Origin of the sequence: Mycobacterium sp. SMC-11 (assembly GCF_046250095.1) — a bacterium.
In the GTDB taxonomy this organism is placed as follows: domain Bacteria; phylum Actinomycetota; class Actinomycetes; order Mycobacteriales; family Mycobacteriaceae; genus Mycobacterium; species Mycobacterium heraklionense_A.
In genome coordinates this window covers 3813915-3832992 of the sequence record NZ_CP176430.1, presented here as the reverse complement: position 1 = coordinate 3832992, position 19078 = coordinate 3813915, and the positions used below count along the sequence as shown (strand labels likewise).

At 67.8% G+C, this 19078-nt stretch carries 20 protein-coding genes; 14 read left to right on the top strand and 6 right to left on the bottom strand.

What is annotated here, in order from left to right; translation table 11 throughout:
• Positions 1-13 precede the first annotated feature (13 nt).
• Positions 14-1450, top strand: coding sequence for an aldehyde dehydrogenase family protein (locus ACKY0X_RS18185; protein WP_409429689.1), 1437 nt, complete (start codon positions 14-16; stop codon positions 1448-1450).
• On the opposite strand, the gene ACKY0X_RS18180 is transcribed toward ACKY0X_RS18185, so the two are convergent.
• The 3 genes from ACKY0X_RS18180 to ACKY0X_RS18170 are packed head-to-tail and all read right to left on the bottom strand — an operon-like array spanning position 1447 to position 4708.
• Positions 1447-3096, bottom strand: coding sequence for an acyl-CoA synthetase (locus tag ACKY0X_RS18180; protein ID WP_409427155.1), 1650 nt, complete (start codon positions 3094-3096; stop codon positions 1447-1449). The two genes, ACKY0X_RS18185 and ACKY0X_RS18180, sit on opposite strands and share 4 nt — an antisense overlap.
• A complete protein-coding gene (locus tag ACKY0X_RS18175; protein WP_409427154.1) occupies positions 3084-3701 on the bottom strand; it encodes a cysteine hydrolase in 618 nt (205 codons plus the stop codon). Before ACKY0X_RS18175 ends, ACKY0X_RS18180 begins: the two co-directional genes overlap by 13 nt.
• A complete protein-coding gene (locus tag ACKY0X_RS18170; RefSeq protein WP_409427153.1) occupies positions 3698-4708 on the bottom strand; it encodes an aromatic ring-hydroxylating oxygenase subunit alpha in 1011 nt (336 codons plus the stop codon). The genes ACKY0X_RS18175 and ACKY0X_RS18170 overlap by 4 nt, the downstream gene beginning before the upstream one ends.
• 81 nt (positions 4709-4789) lie before the next feature.
• Here ACKY0X_RS18170 and ACKY0X_RS18165 point away from each other — a divergent pair, with 81 nt between their 5' ends.
• Positions 4790-5842: a TIGR03857 family LLM class F420-dependent oxidoreductase gene (locus ACKY0X_RS18165; protein ID WP_409427152.1), complete on the top strand. Its 1053-nt coding sequence runs from the start codon at positions 4790-4792 to the stop codon at positions 5840-5842.
• 3 nt (positions 5843-5845) lie between these two features.
• On the opposite strand, the gene mftR is transcribed toward ACKY0X_RS18165, so the two are convergent.
• Positions 5846-6442, bottom strand: a complete 597-nt coding sequence (gene mftR / locus ACKY0X_RS18160) for a mycofactocin system transcriptional regulator (protein ID WP_409427151.1) — start codon at positions 6440-6442, stop codon at positions 5846-5848.
• Between the two features lie 105 nt (positions 6443-6547).
• Here mftR and mftA point away from each other — a divergent pair, with 105 nt between their 5' ends.
• The 7 genes from mftA (at position 6548) to mftG (ending at position 13127) form a co-directional block, all read left to right on the top strand.
• Positions 6548-6643, top strand: coding sequence for a mycofactocin precursor MftA (gene mftA / locus ACKY0X_RS18155; RefSeq protein ID WP_082981083.1), 96 nt, complete (start codon positions 6548-6550; stop codon positions 6641-6643).
• Positions 6644-6645: 2 nt separating this feature from the next.
• The gene (gene mftB / locus ACKY0X_RS18150) at positions 6646-6951 is read left to right on the top strand and encodes a mycofactocin biosynthesis chaperone MftB (protein WP_409429688.1); all 306 of its coding nucleotides are present in this window, start codon (positions 6646-6648) and stop codon (positions 6949-6951) included.
• Positions 6948-8129: a mycofactocin radical SAM maturase gene (mftC, locus tag ACKY0X_RS18145; protein WP_065041402.1), complete on the top strand. Its 1182-nt coding sequence runs from the start codon at positions 6948-6950 to the stop codon at positions 8127-8129. Before mftB ends, mftC begins: the two co-directional genes overlap by 4 nt.
• 2 nt (positions 8130-8131) lie before the next feature.
• Positions 8132-9322: a pre-mycofactocin synthase MftD gene (gene mftD / locus ACKY0X_RS18140; protein WP_409427150.1), complete on the top strand. Its 1191-nt coding sequence runs from the start codon at positions 8132-8134 to the stop codon at positions 9320-9322.
• Between the two features lie 194 nt (positions 9323-9516).
• The gene (gene mftE, locus ACKY0X_RS18135; RefSeq protein WP_409427149.1) at positions 9517-10263 is read left to right on the top strand and encodes a mycofactocin biosynthesis peptidyl-dipeptidase MftE; all 747 of its coding nucleotides are present in this window, start codon (positions 9517-9519) and stop codon (positions 10261-10263) included.
• Complete coding sequence (mftF, locus tag ACKY0X_RS18130; protein ID WP_409427148.1) at positions 10260-11672, top strand: mycofactocin biosynthesis glycosyltransferase MftF; 1413 nt, start codon at positions 10260-10262, stop codon at positions 11670-11672. Before mftE ends, mftF begins: the two co-directional genes overlap by 4 nt.
• Positions 11673-11678: 6 nt before the next feature.
• A complete protein-coding gene (mftG, locus tag ACKY0X_RS18125; protein ID WP_409427147.1) occupies positions 11679-13127 on the top strand; it encodes a mycofactocin system GMC family oxidoreductase MftG in 1449 nt (482 codons plus the stop codon).
• On the opposite strand, the gene ACKY0X_RS18120 is transcribed toward mftG, so the two are convergent.
• On the bottom strand, positions 13109-14362 hold the full coding sequence (locus ACKY0X_RS18120) for a cytochrome P450 (protein WP_409427146.1): 1254 nt from the start codon (positions 14360-14362) through the stop codon (positions 13109-13111). The genes mftG and ACKY0X_RS18120 overlap by 19 nt on opposite strands.
• Before the next feature lie 114 nt (positions 14363-14476).
• On the opposite strand from ACKY0X_RS18120, the gene ACKY0X_RS18115 reads away from it, so the two are divergent.
• A complete protein-coding gene (locus ACKY0X_RS18115) occupies positions 14477-16129 on the top strand; it encodes a carboxylesterase/lipase family protein (protein WP_065041408.1) in 1653 nt (550 codons plus the stop codon).
• Positions 16130-16191: 62 nt separating this feature from the next.
• Here the strand turns inward: ACKY0X_RS18115 and ACKY0X_RS18110 are convergent, their stop codons facing one another.
• Positions 16192-16665 (bottom strand): hotdog fold domain-containing protein, encoded by a 474-nt coding sequence (locus ACKY0X_RS18110; RefSeq protein ID WP_409427145.1) that lies wholly within the window; start codon positions 16663-16665, stop codon positions 16192-16194.
• A gap of 463 nt (positions 16666-17128) precedes the next feature.
• Here ACKY0X_RS18110 and rpsJ point away from each other — a divergent pair, with 463 nt between their 5' ends.
• The 4 genes from rpsJ to rplW are packed head-to-tail and all read left to right on the top strand — an operon-like array spanning position 17129 to position 19072.
• Positions 17129-17434, top strand: coding sequence for a 30S ribosomal protein S10 (gene rpsJ, locus ACKY0X_RS18105; protein WP_003883485.1), 306 nt, complete (start codon positions 17129-17131; stop codon positions 17432-17434).
• Positions 17435-17460: 26 nt separating this feature from the next.
• The gene (gene rplC / locus ACKY0X_RS18100; protein WP_409427144.1) at positions 17461-18114 is read left to right on the top strand and encodes a 50S ribosomal protein L3; all 654 of its coding nucleotides are present in this window, start codon (positions 17461-17463) and stop codon (positions 18112-18114) included.
• Positions 18114-18770 (top strand): 50S ribosomal protein L4, encoded by a 657-nt coding sequence (rplD, locus tag ACKY0X_RS18095; protein WP_046285393.1) that lies wholly within the window; start codon positions 18114-18116, stop codon positions 18768-18770. Before rplC ends, rplD begins: the two co-directional genes overlap by 1 nt.
• Positions 18770-19072, top strand: a complete 303-nt coding sequence (gene rplW, locus ACKY0X_RS18090) for a 50S ribosomal protein L23 (RefSeq protein ID WP_046285394.1) — start codon at positions 18770-18772, stop codon at positions 19070-19072. The genes rplD and rplW overlap by 1 nt, the downstream gene beginning before the upstream one ends.
• Positions 19073-19078 lie beyond the last annotated feature (6 nt).

Here is a 19078-nt window from a genome sequence, read left to right as displayed (position 1 = left end):
CGAGTTGGCGAGTCTGCTGGAGAAGCAGCGGCGATCCTTCGTCGACGACGGGCCGCCGGGTGCCGCGGTCCGGCGCAACCGCATCGATCGGCTGCTGGCGATGGTGCTGGACAACGTGGACGCCTTCACCCAGGCGATGGCGCAAGATTTCGGAACTCGGTCGCGGGCGGCCTCACTGGCCACCGAGATGATCGGCATCGTCCCCGTGGTCGAGCACACCAGATCGCATGTCCGGCAATGGATGCGTCCCAGCAGGCTGCTGCGAGCAGCCCGGCTGGTCGGGTTGCGTGCCGAGGTGCGGCCCAGTCCGCTTGGCGTGGTGGGCATCATCGGGCCATGGAATTTCCCGCTGCAACTGGTGGTGGTGCCGGCGGCGGCAGCCTTCGCGGCGGGCAATCGGGTGATGGTGAAGATGTCCGAGATCACTTCGCACACCGCTCAGCTGATGGCGCAACTGGCACCGAAGTACTTCGACGAGAACGAATTCGCCGTCGTCACCGGCGGCGCCGATGTGGCGGCCGCGTTCGCCGGGCTGCCGTTCGATCACGTCTTCTTCACCGGTTCGCCGTCGGTGGGTGCGTTGGTGCAGCGCGCCGCCGCGGACAACCTGGTCCCCGTGACCTTGGAACTGGGCGGGAAGAACCCCGTCGTGGTGGCGCCCGGCGCCGACATCGCGCGATCGGCGAAGCGGATCGCGGCGGCCCGCATGGTCAACGGTGGCCAAGTCTGCGTATGCCCGGACTACGTGCTGGTGCCCGAGCGCGACATGGACGCATTCTTCGATGTCGCCCGGAAAACGTTGCGGGACATGTTCCCGACGATCCTGACCAATGGCGACTACTGCTCAATTGTCAACGAAGCCAACTTCGACCGGGTGCTGGGCCTGATCGACGACGCGCGCGACCGCGGTGCCGTGGTAGAGACCATCGCGCCCGACGGGGAGGCGCTGCCGGATCGCGGTTCCCGCAAGATCGCCCCCACCCTCGTGCGCGGAGTCGATGCGTCCATGCGCATCTCCGACGAGGAGATCTTCGGTCCGGTGCTGATGGTGCAAGGCTATAGCACCCTCGACGAAGCGATCGAGACAATCAACGCGCGCCCCGCTCCGCTGGTCGCCTACTGGTTCGGTCCGGGCGGCAAGCGCTTCCGGTACTTCGTGCAGCGCACCCGAAGTGGCGGAGTGGCCCGTAACGACTTTGCAGCACAGATGATTCCGTCGGGGGCCCCGTTCGGCGGGGTGGGCCGCAGCGGCATGGGTGCCTACCACGGCAAGGCCGGCTTCGACGCGTTCAGCCACTACCGGACCGTGGTGGGCTCCGACCTGCCGTTCAGCATGACCGGCAGCGCGGCGCCGCCGTTTCGACCCGCGATGCGCTTCTACGCCGATGCGATGCTGCGCTCGGCGCGCAACCGGACTCGCCGCCGGATCACACGCGGCCGACGACGCTAGCCCTGCTCGGCCTGTTCGCGCGCCCACCGGTAGTCGGCCTTGCCGGCCGGGCTGCGCACGATCGTCGACCGGAACACCACTGCCTTGGGCAGCTTGTAGCGGGCCAGTGACCCGCCGGCATGCTCGATGAGTTCGGCGGCCGTGACGGCGGCATCCTCGGCGAGGGCCACCACGGCCACCACCTCCTGGCCCCAGCGTTCGCTAGGCCGGCCGGCGACCACCACGTCGACGACACCCGGATGTGAGGCGAGCGCCGTCTCGACTTCCTCGGCAAAGATCTTCTCCCCACCGGAGTTGATCGTCACCGAATCCCGGCCGAGCAGCTCGATCGACCCGTCGTCCAGGTGCCGAGCCCGGTCGCCGGGAACGGCGAAGCGCGCCCCATCGATCACCGGGAACGTCGCCGCGGTCTTGGTCGCATCGCCCTTGTAGCCCAGCGGGACGTAGCCGCGCTGGCCGAGCCAGCCCAGGCCGTCGTGCCCGGGCTGCAGCACGGCCCCAAGGTCCTCGGCCACCACGCAGGTGTCCGGTCCGCCGGCGAAGGTCCCGGTGGAGACGGCACCCGATGTCGACATGTGACGCATCTGGGCGCCGGTCTCCGACGACCCGACCCCGTCGATCACCATGGCGCCAGGCAGCGTCTCAACGATCTGCTGCTTGACATATGGCGTCAACAGGGCGCCGCCGTTGGCCACCACCAGCAGCGACGACACATCGGCGCCGCCCTTGCGGATCGCGTCCAGCAGCGGCCGGGCCATCGCGTCGCCGACCACGGTCACCGACATCACTTTCTCCCGCTCAATGGCGCGTACCACGTCATCGGCGTCGAAATGGTCCACAACCGAAGGGAAGACCAGGGTTTGGCCGGTGTTGATCGCGGTCATCACGGCCCACTGCGCGGCTCCGTGGATCAGCGGCGGCAGGATCATCAGCTTGATCCCCGGGTTCGCCCCGGCCGGCCCCACGATGTCGTCGATGGAGCTGACCTCTTCGGCGGTCATCAGGTTGCGGCCGCCGAACGAGCCCATGAAGATGTCATGCTGACGCCAGAGCACACCCTTGGGCATCCCGGTGGTGCCGCCGGTGTAGAGCACATACAGGTCGTCGGGCGAGGGTTGCACCGGTGGCGGCTCCGGGGAATTTTCCGCCAGCACCGTCTCGTAGTCGACCGCCCCGTCAAGTAGGGCGTTGCCGGAGTCGTCGGCGATCTGGATCAGGACCTTGAGCTGCGGCAGATCGGGGAGTACCTCGGCCAGGGTGGGGGCGAACGCGGCGTGATACACCAGCGCGGTGGCACCGGAATCGGCCAGCAGATAGGCCAATTCCTTGCGCACGTAGCGGTAGTTGACGTTGAACGGCGCCACTCGGGCCCGGAAGCTGCCCAGCAGGGTCTCGACGAACTCGTTGCCGTTGTAGGCGTAGATCCCCAACAGATCCTGGCCGGTCTCGTGCGCAGCCAGGTCTGCCCGCGGCGTGTGGCACCCCAACCCGCGGGAGTGCAGGTAGGACGCCAGCCGGTTGGACCGCTCGAGGACCTGCGCATAGGTGTAGCGCCGGTCGCCCTGGATGATCATGTCGCGGTCCGGAATCGCCGCGGCCACCGCGTCGGTGACCTCCGGCACGGTGAACTGGGTCAGGGTTGCCACGTGTCCATCAGCTCCTGTGTGGTGGTGATCGTCGCCAGCAGCGACAGCGTGTTGTCGATGATGGCAGCACCGTACTCGGCCGGGACACCGGCCACCGCGTCGCGGGGCACCACTACGCGGTAGGCGGCGTTGACCGCGTCCATGACCAGGTTGGGGATGGCGACGTTCAACGAGACCCCCACCGCGACAACGGTGGATATTCCCAGGTTGCGCAGGATTGCATCCAGATCGGTTCCGCCCATCGGCCCGAGGCCGTGGTAGCGGCTGAGGACCAGGTCAGAGGTCTCCGGCCCGAACTCGGGCAGCAGGGTGGCGCCGGCGCTGCCCGGATCGATGCGCACCGTGCGGCGGCCGGCGGAAAACAGCCGCGCGTTGTGGTTGGAGCCCAAGCCGTCCGGGCGACGGTGCACCAGGCAGTGCACCACCGCAACGCCGGCCGACCGCGCCACCGGCAGCAGCCGGCCGATGTTGGGCAAAGCCTCACGGCGCGCCTCGTCGGCGAGGGTCGCCAAGCCGGCGTCGGGTCCCACCACCGCGCCCTGCAGCTCCTGAGTGATGAGTGCGGTGTGTGCAGGCGCTACCAGGTCCGCCAGCGCGGCGGTCATGTCAAGACGGCCTCGGTGGGCGGCACATCGTAGAACTGTGTCGCCCATTTCCGCAGCGTCATAAACGGTTTCGCGTCGACCTTGGACAGTGCCGGATTCTGGATGTAGCGCTGGTAGCGCCAGATTCCCAGGTCGTCTTCGACGGTGGTCAGGAACTGCTTCTCGACCCGCGCGCGCACGTCGTCCGGCGGTGCCTCGGAGTCGTCACCGGGAATCCGCGGCCACCAGATCGAATAGAACAGGTCCGAGCGGCCCTCGTCGACCGGGGTGCAGGTGAAGATCAACCGGTGCTGCTGCACGCCCTCGAAGATGCTGATCGCCCCGCCGAGCCCGAACAGATGGCTGTGGAATCGCAACGCCATCTGCTCCGGGTCGTCGGCGCGCTCGTCGGGCCAGCCAGCAACGAACTGCCATTCCTGGTCGGCCATCTTCCAGTCGAGCACCCTCGGTGTCACCGTCGCATGGTGCACGTACTGGAAATGTGCACTGTCAGCGGCATTCTCGGCGACGATCTGCGGGTGGACCGGTTCGCCCTCGAGGCGTCGGGAGAACTCCGGGTAGGCGCGGTAGTAGTCCTGCGGGCCGGCGGTGAACTGGGGAAACGTGCCGAAGATGTCGGGCATCTCCCAGTGCGGTTCGGCGCCGTCGGGGTGGTGCCATGCGAACACGCAGCCGTGCTGTTCGCGGACCGGGTAGACCCGCAGGCGCAACGCCTTGTTCGGCCGGTCCGGCTGATAGGGAATGAACTTGTTGCAGCCGTCGGGGCCCCACTGCCAGCCATGGAACGGGCACTCGACGCGGTCTTCGACCACCGTGCCGCCGTGGCCCAGGTGGGCGCCCATGTGCTTGCAGTGCGCCTCCATCACATGCAGTTCGCCGCCGGCGTCGCGGTAGGCGACCAGGTCCTCGCCGAAGTAATGCAGGGCACGGGTCGTTCCGGTGGCGAACTCCGGTGACCAGCCGATCATGAACCAGCCGGTGACCTTCCAGGTGAACGGAACCTTCATCGCATTTCCTCCACAACATCCAACTGAATACCGTACCGTAAACCCATCGATAAGTGCACCCGTGCGGAATGGAGTGTGGTCATGGGCCGATCCGAGCGGGTCCTCGATGAACTGGGCTACTACCTGCTGGCCGGCGCCGGCGGGGAAGGCCCCGCCGTGTTGATGGATGAAGCCCGCCGTGGCGAGGAACTCGGGTTCGGGACCGCGTTCATCTCCGAACGCTGGAACGTCAAAGAGGCGTCGTCGTTGGTCGGGGCCGCGTGCGCGGTCACCGACCGAATGCAGATCGCCACCGCGGCAACCAATCACAACACCCGCCATCCGTTGATCACCGCGTCATGGGCGACCACCATGCACCGACTGTCCGGGGGACGGTTCACCCTGGGCATCGGCCGCGGCGTAGCTGCCATGTACGCCGCATTCGGGATCCCCAACGTCACCACCGCGCAGATGGCCGACTTCGCACAGGTGATGCGCCGACTCTGGCAAGGCGAGGTGATCTTGGGCCACGACGGGCCGATCGGCCGCTATCAGGTGCTGTTCTTGGACCCGGACTTCGCCGAAGACATCCGGCTGGCGCTGGTGGCATTCGGGCCGAAGACGCTCGAGCTGGGCGGAGCCTTGTTCGACGACGTCATCCTGCACACCTACTTCACCCCGGAGACCTTGCAGCGCAGCGTGAAAACGGTGAAAGATGCCGCGGAGCGAGCCGGCCGCGACCCGGCCGACGTGCGGGTGTGGTCGTGTTTCGCCACCGTGGGCGATCACCTGCCCGAAGAGCTGCGGCTGAAAAAGACCGTGGCGCGGCTGGCCACCTACCTTCAGGGCTACGGCGACCTGCTGGTGCGCACCAACAACTGGGACCCGGCCGTGCTGCAGCGCTTCCGCGAGGACCCGGTGGTGACGTCGATCCCGGGCGGTATCGACCACAAGGCCACCGCCGCCCAGATCGAGCACATCGCGACGTTGATCCCCGACGAGTGGCTGGAACCGGCGGCCACCGGTCCGGCGCGGCGCTGCGCCGAGCGCATCCGCGAGGAGTTCGGCTACGGCGCCGACGCGGTGATCTTGCACGGGGCCACCCCTGACGAGCTGGAGCCGGTGGTCACCGCGTACCGCGACGTCGTGGGTTGAGCGTCAGTCCAGGCCACCGCGGATCGCGTCGAACGCCTCGCCGAGAACCTGCGGCAACACCAGCGACTCATCGCCCAGCCAGCGTTCGTAGGCGCTGAGCGCCACCCCCAGCATCATCCACGCCACCGTCTGCGGCCGCAGGTCGTCGGCGTCCAGACCCGCCCGGCGTGCCACGAACTCCGCGATGACGCTGCGCCAGCCGGCGTACATCGTCATCGAGTAGGCCTGCAGCTCATCGGTCTGCAGGATCACCCGCATCCGCCTGCGGTGGCGCGCGGTCTCACTTGCGTCGAAGGTGTTGAACGCCAACAGTGCCGCACGCAGCGCGTCACCGAGTGGCGCCCCGGGTTCGATGCCGTCCAGCAGTTCCCGGAGCTGGTGCAGGTGCGCGTCGAAGTCGCCCCACGGGATGGCGTTCTTCGAGGCGTAGTACCGGAACACCGTGCGACGGCCGATGCCGGCGGCCTGGGCCACGTCGTCGACGCTGACCTCACCGAATCCGCGGGCGGCGAACAGGTCGATCGCTACGTCGGTGATGTGCTGCGGGGTGGTGGAGCGGCGCCGCCCGGCGCGGGGGTGCGGACCCGGCGTACCGCCCATCTGACAGCCCCACTTCCTTTACGGCACTCGATGCCATATTCTGTCCGAGATTGTGACCGACACGACAGTCTTTTGTCGAACCCGAACGTGAGAAAGGCCCGCGTCATGGACCAGAACCAGCAGAACGAGACTTCCGCCGAGATCGTCACCGAGACCCTGGTCGAAGAGGTGTCCATCGACGGCATGTGCGGCGTCTACTGACCATGCCGGAGGTCGCCGTGCAGTCGGAGGCAACAGCGTTCGACCCCGACCGCGGCTGGGAGCTGCACCCGCAGGTGGCGCTCCGCCCGGAGCCGTTTGGTGCGCTGCTGTACCACTTCGGCACCCGTAAGTTGTCGTTCCTGAAGAACCGCACCATCGTCGAGGTGGTGCGGTCCCTTCCGGACCACGACGATGTCCGATCCGCCTGCCGCGCAGCCGGAGTCGACGATGCCGATCAGGGTCCGTACCTGCATGCGCTGGGCGTGCTGGCGGACTCGAAGATGCTGATGCCCAGGGAGGGCCAATGACATCCGTGGCACCGGTGCCCCGGCTTATCGAACAGTTCGAGCACGGGCTTGACGCTCCGATCTGCCTGACGTGGGAGCTGACCTACGCCTGCAACTTGGCGTGCGTGCACTGCCTGTCCTCGTCGGGCAAGCGCGATCCCCGCGAGCTGTCCACGCAGCAGTGCAAGGACATCATCGACGAGCTGGAACGCATGCAGGTGTTCTACGTCAACATCGGTGGCGGGGAACCCACAGTGCGCTCGGACTTTTGGGAGCTCGTGGATTACGCCACCGAGCACCACGTCGGCGTGAAGTTCTCCACCAACGGCCTGCGGATCACCCCAGAGGTGGCGGCCAAGCTGGCGGCGAGCGACTACGTCGACGTCCAGATCTCCCTGGACGGTGCTACCGCAGAGGTCAACGACCCGATCCGTGGCCCCGGCTCGTTCGATATGGCGATCCGGGCGCTGGAGAACCTGGCCGCGGCCGGATTCTCCGACGCCAAGATCTCGGTCGTCGCGACCCGCCACAACATCGACCAGCTTGACGACTTCGCCGCGTTGGCCAACCGCTACGGGGCCACGCTGCGCATCACCCGGCTGCGGCCGTCGGGGCGCGGCGCCGACGTGTGGGACGACCTGCACCCGACCGCCGACCAGCAGGTCCAGCTCTACGACTGGCTGGTGGCCAACGGGGAACGGGTGCTCACCGGTGACTCCTTCTTCCACCTGTCCGGGCTTGGCGCGCCCGGCGCGCTGGCCGGGCTGAACATGTGCGGCGCCGGGCGCGTGGTGTGCCTCATCGACCCCGTCGGTGATGTCTACGCCTGTCCCTTCGCCATCCACGACCGTTTCCTGGCCGGAAACGTGTTGGCCGATAATGGTTTCGACAACGTCTGGAAGAACGCCCCGCTCTTCCGCGAACTGCGGGAGCCGCAGTCCGCTGGCGCCTGCGGAAGCTGCGACCACTACGACAGCTGCCGGGGTGGCTGCATGGCGGCAAAGTTCTTCACCGGCCTGCCACTGGATGGGCCCGATCCGGAATGCGTCCAGGGCTACGGCGCACCCGCGCTGGCCGCCGATCGCACCAAGCCCCGTCCGGCCGCGGACCATTCCCGCGGCAAACCGATCACCACTGTGGTGCCGTTGACGCTGTCCATGCGTCCGCCGGCCCGCCTCTGCAATGAAAGTCCAATCTGAAAATGGCTCGTGATGTCTGGTTCGAAACTGTTGCTATAGCCCAGGAACGAGCCAAAAAGCGGCTCCCGAAGTCTGCTTACTCCTCGCTGATCTCGGCCAGTGAAAAGGGCCTGACGGTCAGCGACAACGTGGCGGCGTTCAGCGAACTGGGATTCGCCCCGCATGTTGTGGGTGCGCCGGCCAGTCGTGAGCTATCGACAACGGTTATGGGGCAAGAGATCTCGATGCCGGTGATGATCTCGCCGACCGGGGTGCAGGCCGTCGACCCGGACGGCGAGGTTGCCGTCGCGCGCGCGGCGGCGGCGCGTGGCACCGCGATGGGTCTCTCATCGTTTGCCAGCAAGCCGATGGAAGAGGTCATCGCGGCCAACCCCAAGACCTTCTTTCAGATCTACTGGCTGGGCGGACGCGACGCGATTGCCGAGCGGGTGGAGCGCGCCCGGGCGGCCGGGGCCGTCGGGATGATCGCCACCACCGACTGGAGCTTCTCGCACGGGCGGGACTGGGGCAGCCCCACCATCCCGGAGAAGATGGACCTCAAGACCATGGTCAAGATGATGCCGGAGGCTCTCACCAGGCCGGGATGGTTCCTGCGGTGGGCCAAGACCATGCGTCCGCCGAGCCTGCGGGTGCCCAACCAAGCGGGCCGCGGCGAGGCCGGGCCGCCGTTCTTCCAGGCCTACGGGGAGTGGATGGGTACCCCACCGCCCACCTGGGAAGACATCGCCTGGCTGCGTGAGCTGTGGGGCGGGCCGTTCATGCTCAAGGGCGTGATGCGGGTAGACGATGCGAAACGTGCTGTGGATGCTGGTGTTTCGGCGATCTCAGTCTCCAATCACGGCGGCAACAACCTGGACGGAACCCCGGCGGCGATTCGGGCGCTGCCGGCCATCGCCGAGGCCGTGGGCGACCAGATCGAGGTGTTGCTGGACGGTGGCATCCGGCGGGGCAGCGACGTCGTCAAGGCGGTAGCGCTGGGAGCGCGTGCCGTGATGATCGGACGCGCCTACCTGTGGGGGCTGGGCGCCGCCGGGCAACCCGGGGTGGAGAACGTGTTGGACATCCTCCGGGGCGGCATCGACTCGGCCCTGATGGGGCTGGGCCGGGCCTCGGTGCACGATCTGTCGACGGACGACATCCTGATTCCGGCCGGATTCACCCGGGCGCTGGGTGTGCCCGCCGCCGAGGCCTAGTCAAGTGGCGCCGGTCCGCCGCTCGTCGGGCCGGCGTGCCCACCTGCCAAATCAGGGCCAATTCTGATACTCCCGTGGCGGACGGGACGGACGTGGTCACCCGGGAGCATTCCGGCCCCTGGCGCGAAAAATTTACGGCGGACGTACTCGTCAACAACTGGTGTACGACAGGTGAATTCGCTTACCATCGTCCGATGGCGGTTGGCGGCGAGCTCGGTGGTTCGACCTGGAGCGAGCTGCAGAACCGGCTACCGGGTCAGCTGTCGGGGCGGGGGATGATGCTTTTGGTCCCGGTGGGGTCGACCGAGCAACACGGCCCGCACCTACCGCTGGACACCGACACCCGGGTCGCGCAGGCGCTCTCCCAGGAGCTGGCCGAGCGGTCGGCGGGGGCTGGGACGGGGCACGGCTGGGCGGTCGCGCCGGCCATCGCTTACGGGGCCAGCGGGGAGCATCAGAGCTTTGCCGGCACCATCTCGATCGGCACCGAGGCGCTGATCCAGCTTTTGCTGGAGTACGGCCGTTCGGCCTGCTGCTGGGCGCAGCGGGTGGTTTTCGTCAACGGCCACGGCGGCAATGTGCCCGCCTTGATCGAGGCGGTGGGTCGGCTGCGCTTCGAAGGCCGCGACGTGGCGTGGCTACCGTGTGCCGCTCCTGGTGCCGATGCCCATGCTGGCCACACCGAAACGTCTCTGCTGCTGCATCTTTCGCCCGATAGTGTGAGGTTCGAGCGGGCGCTGCCCGGCAACAGCGCGCCATTGGCGCAGCTGCTGCCCGCGATGCGCGAGGGCGGTGTTGCTGCGGTGAGTGCCGTCGGGGTGCTGGGGGACCCGACCACCGCCACTGCCGTCGAGGGGCAACGACTATTCGGCGAGATGACCGAGGCCGGCCTGGCGGCCCTCGGCGCCTGGGCGCCCGGGCCCGACGGGATGCTGCGATGACCGCGGCTCGGCTGCCGGACGGTTTCGCCGTGCAGGTCGACCGGAAGGTGCGGGTCCTGGGGCGGGGCTCCACGCTTCTGGGCGGTTCGCCGACCCGGCTGCTGCGGTTGGCGCCGGCCGCTCAGGGGATGTTGTCCGATGGCCGGTTGGAGGTACGCGACGCCGTGAGCGCACAACTGGCCCGTACCCTGCTCGACGCCACCGTTGCCCACCCACGGCCTGCAGGCGGGCCATCGTATCGAGACGTGACGGTGGTTATCCCGGTGCGAGACAACATCGTCGGGCTGCAACGGCTGGTGGCGGCGCTCCGCGGCCTGCGTGTCGTGGTGGTGGACGACGGGTCACTGGTCCCGATCCGCCAGGAGGATCTGACCGCCGCGCCGTGTTGCGAGGTGCAGGTCCTGCGCCACGAGGAGAACCGGGGACCGGCGGCCGCGCGTAACACCGGGTTGATGGCCTGCACCACAGATTTCGTGGCGTTCCTGGATTCCGACGTGGTGCCGCGCCGGGGCTGGCTGGAGGCACTGCTGGGGCACTTCTGTGACCCGGCCGTGGCCCTGGTGGCCCCCCGTATCGTCGGCATGGCCGACAGCGGACACCTGGTCGCGCGATACGAGGCCATCCGTTCGTCGCTGGACCTGGGCGGCTGCGAGGCGCCGGTGGTGCCTTACGGCAAGGTCGCCTACGTCCCCAGCGCGGCGATCATCTGCCGCTCCAGCACGCTACGGGAGCTGGGTGGCTTCGACGAGGCGCTGCATTCTGGCGAAGACGTCGACCTGTGCTGGCGGTTGGTGGACGCGGGCAGCAGACTGCGCTATGAGCCGATTGCGCAGGTCGCCCACGATCATCGGATAGAGCTGCGGGATTGGGTGGCGCGCAAGGCGTTTTACGGGGGTTCGGCGGCGCCGCTGTCCGCGCGTCATCCCGACAAAGCCGCGCCCATGGTGATCTCGGGTTGGGCGCTGGCGGGCTGGGCGCTGATGGCGCTCGGCTCGGCGGTGGGCTATCTGGTCTCGTTGGCGATCGCCGCGATGACCGGACACCGGGTTGCCCGGTCTATGCGCGGCCCGGACACCGCGCCGGCAGATGTGCTGCTGGTGACATTGCGCGGACTGGCGAGCGCCGGGCTGCAGCTCGCCTCGGCTCTGTGCCGGCACTACTGGCCGGTCGCCCTGCTGGCCGCATGCGTGTCACAGCGATGCCGCAGGGCGCTACTGCTGGCGGCGGTCGCCGACGGGGTGGTGGACTGGCTGCGGCACGCGCGCAGCGAAGACGATTCCCGGCCCCTGGGGCTGCCGGCCTACCTGCTGCTCAAGCGAGTCGACGATCTGGCATACGGCGCCGGCTTGTGGACCGGGGTGGTGCGGGAACGCAATATTGCCGCACTCAAGCCGCAGATTCGCAGCTAGGCCGCCTTGACCGTTCCGGTGGTACACAGCGATGCGCTGGTGGTGGGGGCTGGAAGCGCGGGATCGATTGTCGCGGCCATGCTCTCGTCGGATCCGTCGTGCGCGGTCACGGTGATCGAAGCGGGGCCAAGTCTGGAGGACCCGGTCTTGGCTGCGCAGACCACCGATGCGCTCACGTTGCCGATCGGCCCGGCCAGCCGGCTGGTGCGTCGGTACCGCGCCGAGCTGATCAGCAGGGCCGACAATGCACTGACGATCGTGCGGGGTTCGACCGTCGGAGGCTCCGGCGCGGTCAACGGAGGGTACTTCTGCCGGGGGCTCCCGGCAGACTTCGCCGGCTACCCCGCGGGCTGGGCGTGGCCGCAACTGCTGGAGTCTTTTCGGGCCGTCGAGACCGACCTTGACTTCCGGGGTCCCCAACACGGCGACGCGGGCCCGATACCGGTGCGTCGCACCCGTGAAATGTGCGACAACACAAAGCGATTCAATGATGCCGTACAGCGGTCAGGGTTTGGTTGGATCGACGATCTCAACGACGCGACGCTGACGACGCAGGCCGGCGTCGGAGCGGTGCCGCTCAACGTCACTGAGGACGGCGTGCGTACCGGACCGGGTGTCGCATATCTGCGGCCGGCGCTGTCGCGGGACAATCTCACGGTCCTCGCGCAGACCCGAGCGGTAGGTGTTGCCATTGAAGCCGATCGAGCCATCGCAGTCGAAGCGATCGGTGAGCAGGGTCCCATGATGCTGACGGCGGATCGAATCGTGTTGTGCGCCGGTGCGATCGGATCGGCACATCTGTTGATGCTGTCCGGTGTCGGTGACGAGACCATGCTGCACGATGCGGGTGTCGCGGTAAAGGCAGCACTTCCCGTCGGCGCGCACTGCGCGGATCACCCGGAATGGCTGGTGGCAGCGGAATGGCCGGGCACGCCGGGCCGCCCCGTACTGGAGACCGTGCTGCACCATGAGAACTTGGAGATCCGGCCCTACACAGCCGGTTTCGCCACGATGGTTGGCGAGACCGACACGCCCGATCAGCCGCAGATCGGGGTGGCGCTGATGACTCCGCGAGCTCGCGGCCGGATAAGCCTGATCTCGGCGGATCCGCAGGTAGCGCCCCGCATCGAACACCGCTATGACACCGAACCCGAAGATCTGGTGGCGTTGCGCCGCGGAGTGGATCTGGTCAAGCAGATACTGGCGTTGAGAGGCGTTGGCGGCGAACCGCGCTGGTCGACATCACAGCACCTGTGCGGTAGCGCGCCGATCGGAGCCGACGACGACCAGGCGGCGGTGCTCGACGCGCAGTGCCGGGTGCGTGGCATCGACGGGCTGTGGGTGATCGACGGCTCGGCGCTGCCCCGGATCACCAGTCGCGGGCCGCACGCGACGATCGCGATGCTCGCGCACCGTGCCGCGACACTGGTGTCAGGTCAGGGCCGGAGCCGGTAGCGGATCGGCAGGTGCTTGAGGCCGCCGACGAACGTCGTCGACACCAACTGCGGCTCGCCGGCCAGTTCGATGGCTTCCAGCCGCGGCAACAGGGCGCTGAAGAAGCTGTTGATCTCCATGCGTGCCAAGGCCGAACCCACGCAGAAATGCACGCCGTGACCGAACGCCAGATGCTTGTTCGGGTCGCGGCCGACGTCGAACGCGAACGGGTCATCGAACACGTCCTCGTCGCGGTTGGCCGAAACATAGGACAGATAGACCGATTCGCCCTCGGCGATCGGCACACCGCGCACCTCGGTGTCCGCGGTGGCGGTGCGCATGAACTCCTTGACCGGCGTGACCCAGCGGATGATCTCCTCGACCGCGGTCGGCATCAGGCGCAGGTCGGAGCGGAGTCGCTCGCGCTGATCGGGGTGCTCGACGAGTGCGCGCAGGCCGCCACTGATGGCTGCGCTGGTGGTGTCGTGGCCGGCGGTGGCGATGATGACGTAGTAGGAAGCGGTGTCCACATCCGACAGCGGGGCGCCGTCGATGGTCGCGTTGGCGATCGTCGAAGCCAGGTCCTCGGTGGGTTGTGCTCGCCGCGCCGCGGTCAGCGCCCCGAAGTAGGAGAAGAAGTCGAGCAGCACCGGCAACTGCTCCTCGGGAGTCAACCCGCGGCGATACTCCTCGTCGTCGCCGCCGAACAGTTCCTGGGTCAGCCGCAGCATGCGGCCGAAGTCCGTCTCCGGCAGGCCCAGCAGCGACATGATGACGAACAGCGGGTAGTTGACCGCGACCTCCTGGACGAAGTCGCACTCCGGGCCGAGCTGCACCATCTTCTCGACGTATTGCTGGGCGAGCTCGTCAATGCGGGTCTTGAGCATTCGCATCGCCTTGGGGCGGAACCAATCTGAGACGATTACGCGCATCTGGTGGTGTTGCGGATCGTCCATGTGGATCAGGGTCCGCAGACCCATTCCGGACTCCAGCAGGGAGCGCTGCAGGTCGTCGGCGTCGGCGGGCGCCAGCACCGGACGCGGCGCGTTGATCCACAGCTGGTTGTCGCGTTCGATCTCCATGATGTCGGCGTGGCGGGTGATGGCCCAGAACGGGCGGTAGGGCCGACGATCGACCAGGGACACCGGTGCGTGTGCGCGCAGGTGGGTCAGGGCGGCGTGCAGACGAGGTTCATCGGCATAGGCGCTGGGGTCGACGAACACCTGGGCGGCCTGGTCGATGATCGGTGCGCTCATACCCTGCTCCTCGTCGAAATTTTTGACACGTGTCAGGTTTGAATCCAGTGTTGCGGATCACCGGCCGTCGTGGCGGCGCTTTGGGCTGATCCACCCCGATTAGGCTCTTCGGTCATGTCGATCGGATCGTGCCGGTGGGGTCGCCGGGTCGGCGCCGTCGTCCTGGCGCTGACTGCGGTATTGGCCGGCGGGTGCGCGCGCTCGGACGGGGCGGCGTCGCACCCGAGCGTGGGGCCCCGGGCGGTCGCGCTCAACGCCGACGTGGTGCGGACCGGCTCTGGCCTGCTGAGGGGGACCGTCGGTCCGGATCACCGGCTGTTTCAAGGGATCCCGTACGCCGCGCCGCCGGTCGGGCCGTTGCGGTGGCAACGCCCGGCGCCGATGCCGGCGTGGCCGGGTGTGCGGGACGCGGTCAGACGCGGGCCTTGGTGCATCCAGCCAGACGCTGCCGACGTCGATCCGATCAGCGAAGACTGTCTGACGCTCAACGTCTGGACGCCCACCGGCTCGGCCGCTGAACCGCTACCGGTCATGGTGTGGATCCACGGCGGCAGTTTCATGCGGGGGGCCGGCGACATCTACCACGCGCAACGGCTTGCGGTCCGCGGACGCATCGTCGTCGTCACGATCAACTACCGGCTGGGGGCGCTCGGCTTCCTGGCCGACCCGGCGTTGGGGGACCCCGGCAACTATGGGCTGGCCGACCAGCAGGCGGCCCTGCGTTGGGTTCGCGACAACATCGACGAATTCGGCGGTGACCCAGACAAAGTGACGATCGCCGGTGAATCCGCCGGTGGCATGTCGGTCTGTGACCACCTGGCCGCCCCGGAGTCGGCGGGCCTGTTTCGGGCCGCCATCATTCAGAGCGGGCCATGCCAGGCCCAGGTCGAGGTGCCCGAGGCGCAGCGGATCAGCCGCGAATACACCGAATCCCTGGGGTGTGGCGAGCGGGCCACGGCGCCGCACGACCCTGACGAGCTGACTGCATCGTGCCTGCGGGCGCTGCCGCCCGACCGGCTGGCCAAGCCGCTGTGGTACTCGCGGTTCGGCACGGATCACCTCAGCGGACCGGTGGTCGGCGGCGCGCTGCTGCCCAACGATCCGGTGCGAGCGTTCCGGGAATCCCCGGCGCAGGGCGGCCCCGCGGGCAAGCCGGTGTTGCTGGGGGTCAACCGTGATGAGTTCACTATGTTCGTCGCGCTGCGGTACCTGCGCGTCGGACAGGAGATCACCGCCGCGGAGTACCCCGACGAGCTGGCCGACACCTTCGGCCGCGACTCCGCCGCCGCGGTGGCGGAGCACTATCCGCCGGGCCGGTTCGACGGCAGCGTCTCGCTGGCCTACGCGGCCGCTGCCACCGACGACATCTTTGCCTGCCTGGCCGACCGGATGGCCCGCGGCCTAGCCGGTGGCGCGCCCGTCTACGGCTACGAATTCGACGACCCGCACGCCCCGGCTCCGGAGTTGTACGACCAGGTGCCGTTCCCGATCGGCGCCACCCATTCGCTGGAGATGCGCTATCTCTTCGATATCGGCGGCGCCCCGCCTCTGGACTCCGCCCAACGCCGGCTGTCCGACCAGATGATCGAGTACTGGACCGGCTTCGTGGCCACCGGTGCGCCGATCGCCGTCGACCAACCCGACTGGCCCGCGGTCGGAACCGGACCCGACCGGCGGTGGATGTCACTGCGCACCGACGGCAGTCGGATGATCACCGACTACGCCGCCGAGCACCAGTGCGACTTCTGGGCGACGATCCGCGGCTGACCCTTACTTCTTCGTCGCCGAGCTTCACGCTCGACGGGGGAGCGGGCCCGACTCGCCCGTGATCAGGCCGGCGTCACCCAGGTGGTGATATCGGCGTGCACCACCTCGACGCCCGCCTTGTCGGTGATGCTGACCGGCACCACCACCTCGGTGCCTTCGGTGATCGAACTGAAGTCCGGTGGGTCCAGCCGGGCCGTCGCCCGCAACGACGTCGTCGCCTTGGCAAGGTAAGCCACGTTCATCGCCTTGGGGATCCAGCGGTGACTGCGCGGCACGGTGGCCTCCATCAACATCCCCATCGCCACTTCGGCCGCGTTGCAGGACGCGATCGCGTGCACGGTGTGCAGGTGGTTGTAGACGAACGGCCACTTGGGCACCAGCACCTCGGCCAGCCCGGGCTCCATCCGGACCACGTGCGGAAGCACCGAGGCGAAGTAGGGGACCCGGGCCATCGCCGCGGCCGAGAACAGCCGGGTGCCGCCGGGGATGCCCGCCAGCCGTCGCCATGTCTGGTAAGTACTGGTAGATCCGGTCACGGCTCGCGATCTTACCGGCAAGTAAGATCAGCTTCCGGGCCGCTCACCGGCGGCTGGCCGCAAGGCCCCGGAACGCTATCGCTGGGTTGATGCTGCGGCTCCAGCCTGGCCTCTCCGTCGTCGAGCCTGGCTAAACCGCGGGGATTTGGCCGCTGACCCGATCTGGGGCATACTATTCAGGTTCGCCTGCGCCGGGGTTGACCCTGGCCGGGCATACGACCAGCGCCCACCCGGGCGCGTCCGGTCCCATTCTCGCCGTACGGAGCATTTTCGCCGTGCACGGGGCCGTGTGAGGGCGACACGCCCGACCGCGGGGACCGGTGGACCAGGACAGGTAAACAGCGGCGGCAGCGCCCAGCGCAGTGTCGACACCGGGCCCACGGGTTCGAAAAGGTAGCGACGAGCTGGGGCACATAAGGGTTCGAAAAACGGACCCCCTTTGCAGGAGTGAGGTAGCAGAAGCGTGGCGGGACAAAAGATCCGCATCAGGCTCAAGGCCTACGACCACGAGGCGATCGACGCCTCGGCGCGCAAGATCGTTGAGACGGTCACTCGTACCGGTGCGTCCGTAGTCGGCCCGGTGCCACTGCCGACCGAAAAGAACGTGTATTGCGTTATCCGGTCCCCGCACAAGTACAAGGACTCGCGGGAGCACTTCGAGATGCGCACCCACAAGCGGCTGATCGACATCCTCGATCCCACGCCGAAGACCGTTGACGCTTTGATGCGCATCGATCTGCCGGCCAGCGTCGACGTCAATATCCAATAGATCCCAGTAGGAAGCTACCGAAAACCATGGCACGCAAAGGTATTTTGGGTACCAAACTGGGCATGACGCAGGTGTTCGACGAGAACAACAAGGTCGTGCCGGTTACGGTCGTCAAGGCCGGGCCAAACGTGGTGACCCGTATCCGTACCCCCGAGCGCGACGGCTACAGCGCCGTGCAGCTCGCCTACGGAGAGATCAGCCCCCGCAAGGTGAACAAGCCGGTCACCGGTCAGTACGCCGCCGCGGGTGTGAACCCCCGCCGCCACCTGGCGGAGCTGCGGCTGGACAGCGAAGAGGCGGCGGCCGGCTATGAAATCGGCCAGGAACTGACCGCCGAGATTTTTAGTGACGGCAGCTACGTCGACGTCACCGGAACCTCCAAGGGCAAGGGCTACGCCGGCACCATGAAGCGGCACGGCTTCCGCGGCCAGGGCGCCGGTCACGGCGCTCAGGCGGTGCACCGCCGGCCGGGTTCGATCGGTGGCTGCTCGACCCCCGGCCGGGTGTTCAAGGGCACCCGGATGTCGGGCCGGATGGGCAGCGACCGTGTCACCACCCAGAACCTGGTGGTGCACAAGGTCGACGCCGAGAACGGTGTGCTGTTGATCAAGGGCGCCATTCCGGGCCGCAACGGTGGGCTGGTTCTGGTCCGCAGCGCGATCAAAAAGGGTGAGAAGTAATGGCCGGCATCAAGATTGACGTCAAGACTCCGGACGGCAAGTCCAGCGGCTCGGTTGAGCTGCCCGCCGAGCTGTTCGACGCTCCCGCCAACATCGCGCTCATGCACCAGGTGGTGATCGCTCAGTTGGCCGCGGCCCGTCAGGGTACGCACTCGACCAAGACCCGCGGTGAGGTCAGCGGCGGTGGCCGTAAGCCTTACCGGCAGAAGGGAACCGGCCGGGCCCGTCAGGGTTCGACCCGGGCGCCGCAGTTCACCGGCGGTGGCGTGGTGCACGGCCCCAAGCCGCGCGACTACAGCCAGCGCACCCCGAAGAAGATGATCGCCGCTGCCCTGCGCGGAGCGTTGTCGGACCGGGCGCGCAACGGCCGGATCCACGCGGTCACCGAACTGGTGAGCGGACAGACCCCGTCGACCAAGGACGCCAAGACGTTCCTGGGCTCGATCACTGACCGCAAGCAGGTGCTGGTGGTCATCGGCCGGGCCGACGAGACGGGCGCCAAGAGCGTGCGCAACCTGCCGGGTGTGCACATCCTGTCCCCGGACCAGCTCAACACCCACGATGTGCTGCGTGCCGACGACGTGGTGTTCAGCGTCGAGGCTCTGAACTCCTACATCGAGGCTCACACCGCCAAAACCGAGGAGGTTTCGGCCTGATGGCGACCATCACCGACCCCCGCGACATCATCCTCGCGCCGGTCATCTCCGAGAAGTCCTACGGACTGATCGAGGACAACGTGTACACGTTCGTGGTGCACCCGGACTCGAACAAGACGCAGATCAAGATCGCGATCGAGAAGATCTTCGCGGTCAAGGTTTCGTCGGTGAACACCGCGAACCGGCCGGGCAAGCGCAAGCGGTCCCGGACCGGCTACGGCAAGCGCAAGGACACCAAGCGCGCCATTGTGACCCTGGCGCCCGGCAGCAAGCCGATCGACCTGTTCGCCGCACCGGCCTGACCGGAG

What these genes read in the sequence shown, in the direction of transcription:
- ACKY0X_RS18175 (WP_409427154.1), bottom strand. Translation starts at nt 3,701, where the DNA reads ATGACCGCCGCGCTGGCGGACCTGGTAGCGCCTGCACACACCGCACTC.
- ACKY0X_RS18170 (WP_409427153.1), bottom strand. Translation starts at nt 4,708, where the DNA reads ATGAAGGTTCCGTTCACCTGGAAGGTCACCGGCTGGTTCATGATCGGC.
- ACKY0X_RS18165 (WP_409427152.1), top strand. Translation starts at nt 4,790, where the DNA reads ATGGGCCGATCCGAGCGGGTCCTCGATGAACTGGGCTACTACCTGCTG.
- mftR (WP_409427151.1), bottom strand. Translation starts at nt 6,442, where the DNA reads ATGGGCGGTACGCCGGGTCCGCACCCCCGCGCCGGGCGGCGCCGCTCC.
- mftA (WP_082981083.1), top strand. Translation starts at nt 6,548, where the DNA reads ATGGACCAGAACCAGCAGAACGAGACTTCCGCCGAGATCGTCACCGAG.
- mftB (WP_409429688.1), top strand. Translation starts at nt 6,646, where the DNA reads ATGCCGGAGGTCGCCGTGCAGTCGGAGGCAACAGCGTTCGACCCCGAC.
- mftC (WP_065041402.1), top strand. Translation starts at nt 6,948, where the DNA reads ATGACATCCGTGGCACCGGTGCCCCGGCTTATCGAACAGTTCGAGCAC.
- mftD (WP_409427150.1), top strand. Translation starts at nt 8,132, where the DNA reads ATGGCTCGTGATGTCTGGTTCGAAACTGTTGCTATAGCCCAGGAACGA.
- mftE (WP_409427149.1), top strand. Translation starts at nt 9,517, where the DNA reads ATGGCGGTTGGCGGCGAGCTCGGTGGTTCGACCTGGAGCGAGCTGCAG.
- mftF (WP_409427148.1), top strand. Translation starts at nt 10,260, where the DNA reads ATGACCGCGGCTCGGCTGCCGGACGGTTTCGCCGTGCAGGTCGACCGG.
- ACKY0X_RS18120 (WP_409427146.1), bottom strand. Translation starts at nt 14,362, where the DNA reads ATGAGCGCACCGATCATCGACCAGGCCGCCCAGGTGTTCGTCGACCCC.
- ACKY0X_RS18115 (WP_065041408.1), top strand. Translation starts at nt 14,477, where the DNA reads ATGTCGATCGGATCGTGCCGGTGGGGTCGCCGGGTCGGCGCCGTCGTC.
- rplC (WP_409427144.1), top strand. Translation starts at nt 17,461, where the DNA reads ATGGCACGCAAAGGTATTTTGGGTACCAAACTGGGCATGACGCAGGTG.
- rplD (WP_046285393.1), top strand. Translation starts at nt 18,114, where the DNA reads ATGGCCGGCATCAAGATTGACGTCAAGACTCCGGACGGCAAGTCCAGC.
- rplW (WP_046285394.1), top strand. Translation starts at nt 18,770, where the DNA reads ATGGCGACCATCACCGACCCCCGCGACATCATCCTCGCGCCGGTCATC.